Origin of the sequence: Bradyrhizobium sp. ORS 375, from assembly GCF_000239775.1 — a bacterium.
GTDB lineage: Bacteria > Pseudomonadota > Alphaproteobacteria > Rhizobiales > Xanthobacteraceae > Bradyrhizobium.
In genome coordinates this window covers 1-2,057 of sequence record NZ_CAFI01000466.1, presented here as the reverse complement: position 1 = coordinate 2,057, position 2,057 = coordinate 1, and the positions used below count along the sequence as shown (strand labels likewise).

General features: G+C 64.8%; 4 protein-coding genes. All 4 read left to right on the top strand.

Annotation, left to right across the window (positions count from 1 at the left end):
* Nucleotides 1–158 precede the first annotated feature (158 nt).
* Nucleotides 159–488 carry an ArsR/SmtB family transcription factor gene (locus tag BRAO375_RS31810; protein ID WP_035643255.1) on the top strand — a complete coding sequence of 110 codons (330 nt, stop codon included), beginning with the start codon at nt 159–161 and terminating at the stop codon, nt 486–488.
* Nucleotides 485–964 carry an SRPBCC family protein gene (locus BRAO375_RS31805; RefSeq protein WP_009031536.1) on the top strand — a complete coding sequence of 160 codons (480 nt, stop codon included), beginning with the start codon at nt 485–487 and terminating at the stop codon, nt 962–964. Before BRAO375_RS31810 ends, BRAO375_RS31805 begins: the two co-directional genes overlap by 4 nt.
* A gap of 18 nt (nt 965–982) precedes the next feature.
* Nucleotides 983–1,396, top strand: a complete 414-nt coding sequence (locus BRAO375_RS31800; protein ID WP_009031535.1) for a GFA family protein — start codon at nt 983–985, stop codon at nt 1,394–1,396.
* 340 nt (nt 1,397–1,736) lie between these two features.
* Nucleotides 1,737–2,057: thiol-disulfide oxidoreductase DCC family protein (locus BRAO375_RS31795; protein ID WP_035643253.1), on the top strand; the 321-nt coding region annotated here is incomplete at its 3' end.

The window sequence follows — 2,057 nt, the reverse complement described above, 5'->3', positions numbered from 1 at the left end:
CAAGTGAGACGGGATGCTAGACCATAGCACGGCATTCGGGAAAACGGAAGAATAAAATTCGGATTTTCGGTGTATCGAGCCCGGCGGTCACCGCGCGGTTCCGAGAGGCCAAAAGGATTAGTGTTGACTAATTCATTAGCCGTAGCTATTGTTTCTGCATGATCCCGCCTGAAACCATCACCACCGTCATGCGCGCCTTGGCCGACCCCACCCGTCGGGCCGTCTTCGAGCGCATCGTCGACGCCGACGAGATCACCGTGGTCGAGCTGACCCGCGGCAGCAGCGTCACGCAGGGCGCCATCTCGCAGCATCTGAAAGCCCTGAAGCAGGCGGGCCTGGTCTGCGAGCGCCCCGAGGGGCGCAAGGTCTACTACCGCGCCGAGCCACGCGGCCTCGCGCCGCTGGCCGACTGGATGAGCCATTACGGCGCGTTCTGGCGCGACCGCTTCGCCGATCTGAGAAAACTGCTGAAGGAGATCGACCCATGAACCAGACCGTCAAGCCGGATACGCAGGCCATCATGGTGGAGGAGATCTTCCCGCATGCGCCCGAAGTCATCTGGAGGGTGCTGACCAATGGCGAACTGATCGGCCGCTGGCTGATGGCGCCCACGGGGTTCGAAGCCGTGGTGGGAACGCACTTCACCTTCCAGACCACGCCGGCCGGCGAATGGGACGGCACCATTCACTGCGAGGTGCTGGAGGTCGTGCCGAACGAGCGGCTGTCCTATGCGTGGAAGGGCGGCCATGCCGGCAATGTCGGCTACGGCGCGCCGTTGGCGACCGTGGTCACCTTCACCCTGGCCAGAGCGGACACCGGTACGCGCCTGCGCCTCGTCCATTCCGGCTTCGTTCTGCCCGCCAACGAGACCGCGTATCGCAAGATGGGCGAGGGCTGGAAGACGGTGGTCAAGAAGCTCGATCAGCTCGTCACTGACGAGACATCGCTGCAGCGGCCGCATTGACGCACACGGAGAACCATCATGACCAACGTCTATGCCGGCGGCTGCGCCTGCGGCGCGGTGCGCTATGAGATCACGGGGGAGCCCGCGGTGATGCTGGACTGCCAGTGCCGGCAATGCCAGCGCGACAGCGGCACCGGGCATCAGTCGCACCTCACCTTCGTTGCGGCGGAGGTGAAGGTCGACGGCGAAGTATCGCACTGGGAGACCACAGGCGATGGCGGCACCGTGAAGCGCCGCGCCTTCTGTCCGACCTGCGGCTCGTCGATGCACATGACGTTTCCGGCGATGCCGGATGTGTTCATCGTCACCCCGGCCAGCCTCGACGATCCCGGCCGCTACAAGCCGCAACTGGTGTCCTGGACCGCGGCCGGATACGCCTGGGATCACCTCGATCCGGCGCTGCCGAGGTTCGAGAAGATGCCGCCGCGGTGAGTGGGGTGCTGCGGTGGCAGGTCTGGATTATCGCCGCAGTCCTGTCGCGTATGACGTTTGATCTGTCGGACCAGACTGCTTCCACGTTGTCATGGCCGGGCTTGTCCCGGCCATCCACGTCGTCCGGCGCACTCCGATGGACGTGGATGCCCGGGACAAGCCCGGGCATGACGGAGTAACAAATTGGCCGTGGTTCCTGCCGCGATGGGCTCATTCTTCTATGCGACGGACCTGACTTTGCCGCATCCTTCCTCCCAATGAAATTCAACGAGCCACAGACCCAAGACCCTCTCGCGGACGTTTAAGCTCCGGGACCGAAGCCGGTGTCTTGGAGATCCGCATGGCGCCAGAGCCTGCACAATCAACCGTCTACTTCGACGGCTCCTGCCCGCTGTGCCGGGCGGAGATCAATTACTACAGCCGCACGGATCAGGCCGGTGCGCTGTGCTTCGTCGATGTCTCCAAAGCCGATGCCGAGACACCGGAGGGGCTGAGCCAGCAGCAGGCGATGGCGCGGTTTCATGTGCGCGCCAGTGACGGGCGGCTGCTGTCGGGCGCCGCTGCTTTTGTCGAGGTCTGGCGGCGTCTGCCGCGGTGGCGCTGGGCGGCGCGCGTGGCGTCGCTGCCCGGGGCGCTGGCGGTCCTGGAGCTCGGCTACAGG